The organism is Stieleria bergensis (genome assembly GCA_007745635.1).
Taxonomy (GTDB): domain Bacteria; phylum Planctomycetota; class Planctomycetia; order Pirellulales; family Pirellulaceae; genus Stieleria; species Stieleria bergensis.
The window spans coordinates 4349155-4354039 of record CP036272.1 but is presented as its reverse complement, the minus strand read 5'-3'; the positions used below and the strand labels follow the sequence as shown (position 1 = coordinate 4354039).

The window sequence follows — 4885 nt, the reverse complement described above, 5'->3', positions numbered from 1 at the left end:
ACCGCATGCATGCGCAAAATCCTCATCACACTCAACACAATGGTCAAAACAAATACAGCATGGGAAAATCCACAAAACGCTTGACATCTAACACAGCCGCTCCCGCAAGCGGGAGAGTGCTGTTGACCGAACCCTGGCAAACGCAAAAACCACTGATGGGGCTCGCAGCCAGAACGACCGGCGACATTGGACTGGCATGGGACGCTCAGATCAGTTCGAGCGTATTCTGCGGCTTTTGGGGGGTTATTTCGGTTTGCACGACTGAATCGGTGATTTGCAATGCGAAGAATTCGGGAAAATATGGTAGGTTAGTAGTAAACGAGTGACCTTTGTCCTTTCTTGGGCAGGGAATGTATCGCTAGATTGTGATGTGAAGGAGCCCTTTGAGTACGCTAGGTGAGGGGCTGTTGGGGAATCACTAGATCGTGAGCGGTTTCTTCCGGGTCATTGCCAGTCTGCATGGGATGGGGATTGGGCGAGAGACGTTGGGCAGGGAGTTGAATGATGCAATCGAATTGGAAAATCGGCGATTGGGCCGTTTATCGAAAAAGTAAGCAGGGAGCGAATCCCGGTCGAAGAGCTGCGCACGTGATGGCGTCTCCGAAAGGGGAAACTTACGGTTACGTCGTCGATAAGTTCTGGGTCGTTGATGAAGTACTTGCGGATGGGCGGTTGCGTTTGGTGACCGCTCGAGGAAAACTGCATGTTGTCTCCCCGGATGATCCCAATTTAAGACGTCCCGGCTTGGTGCAACGATTTCTCTGGCGAGATCGATTCGCTCTCGTTGAGGCCAACCGCGATAACTCCGAAGCGACTCGTTCGTCGATGGCGAGTGTTTCCTAGTCGTTTCTTGTTCGCCTTCAGGCGATTGTCGCATGACTTTACCGCAGCCAAAACCAGGCTGCGGTTTTTTTGTGTTGTGCCCGGGGCTCAACTTTCTGACAGATCCTGATTGTTCTTGTGATTCATCTTTCGTCCCTTTGCCAGACCCTGGTAAAAGTCTCTCAGAGGCGTCCAGCACCGTATGTGTAACGGATGTAGCGATGTCGCAATGGGTAGGAAATTGCAGCGACTCGTTGCAGATGTCTGTGGGTAAAAACAAGAATTGATGCGGTCTGAGGCCTTTGTCTCAAGGACGCGTGTGTTATCAAGGATGAGTTTAGCGATGCATGATTGCAAACAGTCGGCCACCAACTTTGCGTTCGCGGGCGATCCCTTCGTGGCCGAATCGTTTAGGGAGAGCAGTTGGCAGCGATTGACCGCTCTCTTTTTCATCGCTTGGCTATGCATGTGTTTGCCGGTGACCGCAGAGGCTCAGCTTGCCGGCACAGCGCAGCAACCGATTCAGCAGGTTCAGAATCAACAGCCAGCCATCGCCACATTTGGCCAACCGTTTCCTGCTCAGGATACCAAGGTTGTTGCGGCACTCAATCAGATTCTGGCTGCATGGGAAAGCCATAGTCAAGGTACCAAAACATTAGAGGCCGACTTCGAGCATTGGCACTACGCGATCAAAAAAGCCCCCGCCAACGTTCACGCCACCAAAGGCAATGGGGTGCTGAAGTACAGCAAGCCTGACAAAGGCGTTTTCAAGGTTGAGGAGATGCTGTTTTTCCAAGGGCTTGGAGCAGCGGGTGGTCCACCGAAATTTGCATTTGGTGTCAATCCAAAGACTGGCCAAGAAATTCGGCTCGGACCGCACTGGGTCTGCAATGGTCGTGAATTGATCGAGTACGACTATCAAGAAGAGAAGTGCAAGATCATGATGCTGCCGGCGGGCATGCAGGGCAATGCAATCGTCAATAGCCCGCTGCCATTTGTGTTCAATCTTGATGCCGAAGACTTGAAGCGACGTTACTGGCTGCAGTTGGTTGCGTCGCCCGTCGCGGGAACGTACCTCATCAACGCATTTCCAAAAACACAGCAAGATCGAAGTCAGTACAAGTTGGTGCAGGTGATGTTAGACCAGCAGTTGAATATTCAGACGCTGGTGCTTTACCCGCCTCACTTTAACGAGAAGACAGCACCCGACAAAGACGTTTATCAATTCAAGAATGTGAAGCGTAACGGTGTGGGGGCTGCGGTCGCAAGATTTGCGAACGCCTTCATTCCAGCAGCTCCACCGAAGGGTTGGGAGATCACTCGAGAGCAGTTGCCTGTTCCTGTTGCAACGGCTCCGCCTGCAGCACGCAAGTGAAACGCGTTGTGCATTGGATTGCCGCTGGTTGCCAGCGGCGATTGAAGCTTAGTCGGTCGGTGGCGAATTGATTTGATTGATGGCCCATTGGCAGGCTTCAGCGACCACTGCGTCGTCGCTTTTAGCAGCCTGAGTCAGCACGGGGAGTGCGTGTTTGGCTTTCTGGTTGCCAAGCACAATGGCAGCGTTGCGCTGCATGCCTTGCAGCCGAGTCCTCCAGAAGGGGCTCTTGCGATACTTGGCTCGAAAGCTGTCCTCGTCAAGCGAGAACAATCCCAGCAAGTCCAGTTCGTGAAGCGGATAATGCTGCCGCGATTGCCGAGGTTGTTTGGCAGGTTTTCGGTTCCAGGGGCAAACTTCTTGGCACACGTCACAACCAAAGACCCAGTTGCCAATACCAGGTCGCAAGTCATGATCGATCGAGCCGCGATGTTCGATGGTCAGATAGCTGATGCATTTGCCGGCATCCATTAACCCCGGTTCAACGAATGCATCGGTTGGGCAGTGGTCCAGGCAAGCAGTGCAGGTGCCGCAATGTGAGCTTTCAAAGGCGTCATCATAAGGCAGTTCGCAGTCGACCATGAGGCAGCAGAGAAAGAAGTAGCTGCCTAGGTTGCGGTTGAGAAGCAGCGTGTTCTTACCTGTCCAGCCAAGGCCAGCGGCTTGTCCCAGTTCCCGCTCTAACAGTGGAGCCGTGTCGACACAGCCGCGACTGCGAAGCTCGGGAGCAGACTGTTTCATGGTTCGGGCCAGTGTCTTGAGCATTCGATGGATGCTGTCGTGGTAATCCACGCCTGACCAGGCGTAACGGGCAACCTTTCCGTTGCCGGGGGCAGTTTCCTGAGAGGCGTTGGTCGGATAGGGCCAAGCGAAGACCATGATGCTTTGCACCCCCGGCATGACGCCCTGCGGGTGACGATAAGCGTCCAGGCGATTGGCGAAGTAGTCCATGCTGGCTGCATAGCCGGATTCGATCCACTCCGTCAAAGGGGCGAAGCCAGTCGCTTGCACAGCGGGGGTGATGCCAAGATTGACCAAGCCAAGCTCAGTGGCTTGGGCTTTGACAGAGGCGAGCCAAGTCGGGGCATCTTCGTGGCTTGAATCCGTTTCAAGTACTGTCATGGTGCCGATGGCCTAACGGTAGTCTCGCGATCAAGCGTGTTGGGAAAGGATGCTATTTGGGGATTGTCAGTGGTGTGGTTTGAAAGTGGACCGAAAGCCCTCGCTTGCTGGCCGAGAGCACATCCGGTTTGCCATCGCCATTAAAATCATCGACGGTGACCTCAACACCGATACCTGAGTCTCCATCGATCAAACGAGGTTCGAAATGGAGTCCATTTTTCGTTTTCGTGTTTTCAAACCAAAACAGCACTGGCGGTTCCTTTCCGCCAGGGTCATGGCCACCATGGGCGTAATGGCGGCGTCCAGTGACAATGTCCAGTGCTTTGTCCCCGTTCATGTCAATCAAGACGACGGCATGCAGTTGGCTAAAGGCGACTCGATGGTCAAAGTCATCGGTTGACGCGGTCATGAGATCGTGCTTGGTAAAGCTGCCGTCGTCGGCTTGTTCGAACCAGCCGAGTCCGTAGGCATGGGCGTTATAGGAAGTCACAATGTCAGCGTCTCCATCGCCATCAACGTCGCCGACGCAGATTTGGGCGCCGCCGCTGCCATAGGCTGCGTCGGCCCATTGGTGTTCTTCCCACTGAGGGTCACCTTCAAGCGACTTTGGCTGTCGCCACCACTTGGTGCGGTCCAAAACGTCCAGCCTTCCATCGCCGTCTACATCGCCAACGCCCATGCTGTGCACAAACTTGTGAGGGCAGGAGCCCTCGCGAGCGACCGGATGCCAGATCCAGGGTTGGGTCGCGTCTGGCCCGGCTTGGAAGTAGCCGTAGCGAGACTGCGATCCGCAGACCAATTCTGGCAGCCCCCCCTCGATCAGATCCATGAAGATCGGTGATTCATTGTCGACCGGGCCCGTAAGGTTGGACACTTCCCAGTGCTTGACTTGTTGTGGATCGCTCAGCTGATCATGGCCCGGATTGATGTATAGGCGAGCCGGTTGGCCGGGGAATCCGATCGCGATGACATCACTTGCTCCGTCACGATTTACGTCGGCCACATGGCTGAAGAAATGGTCGCTGTACGCCGATTTTGGAAAGGTCTTTGTCGGGGCGATTTCGTGCACCTGCTTAAAGTCAGGGCCTTGATACCACAGTGGACCTTCGATGAGGTCAGTGATCTTGTCACCGTTAAGGTCACCACAGGCGCCGCCTTCGGCGTGAAAAACCGAATGCAAGCGAATGGATTTCCACTGCACCGAGGTTGGGAGTTGCGGTTCGGTGGCAACGGCGTGTTGAAGGAACGCTGTCAGAGAAAAGCTGAGCAAGGCGATGCAGCAAAGCGTGATGCGCAGCGCTGGCGTGGTCTGGATGGAGAAGGAGGGCATGGCGGGGCTCGGTAGAAAGGGTTTCAGCATCACCGTTTTGAACATGTTATCATTCTGGTTGATGTTGCGTATCCCCGGGGATTCTCTGGCAAACGCGATTTCATCGAACCGGGGCTGAGTTCGTAGGGTGGCGGGCTTGCACGCACCAAAAAAAACGGGCAACGCCAACCGCAAGCAGCCACAGCAAAACCCTCCCCGGCCGGCCATTGAGACGATCGATGCCTCTGCCTTGCAAA

At 54.7% G+C, this 4885-nt stretch carries 5 protein-coding genes; 3 read left to right on the top strand and 2 right to left on the bottom strand.

The window, feature by feature from the left end:
* From SV7mr_RS25455 to SV7mr_RS15415, 3 genes are all read left to right on the top strand, one after another.
* A partial coding sequence (locus SV7mr_RS25455; protein ID WP_419187440.1) for a hypothetical protein occupies positions 1–326 on the top strand: 326 nt, incomplete at its 5' end.
* 265 nt (positions 327–591) lie between these two features.
* Positions 592–843 carry a hypothetical protein gene (locus tag SV7mr_RS15420; RefSeq protein WP_419187439.1) on the top strand — a complete coding sequence of 84 codons (252 nt, stop codon included), beginning with the start codon at positions 592–594 and terminating at the stop codon, positions 841–843.
* Positions 844–1165: 322 nt separating this feature from the next.
* A complete protein-coding gene (locus tag SV7mr_RS15415) occupies positions 1166–2197 on the top strand; it encodes a TIGR03009 domain-containing protein (protein WP_419187438.1) in 1032 nt (343 codons plus the stop codon).
* 48 nt (positions 2198–2245) lie between these two features.
* Here the strand turns inward: SV7mr_RS15415 and queG are convergent, their stop codons facing one another.
* A complete protein-coding gene (gene queG / locus SV7mr_RS15410; RefSeq protein ID WP_145273958.1) occupies positions 2246–3319 on the bottom strand; it encodes a tRNA epoxyqueuosine(34) reductase QueG in 1074 nt (357 codons plus the stop codon).
* Between the two features lie 52 nt (positions 3320–3371).
* On the bottom strand, positions 3372–4649 hold the full coding sequence (locus tag SV7mr_RS15405; protein WP_419187437.1) for an FG-GAP repeat domain-containing protein: 1278 nt from the start codon (positions 4647–4649) through the stop codon (positions 3372–3374).
* Positions 4650–4885: the final 236 nt, after the last annotated feature.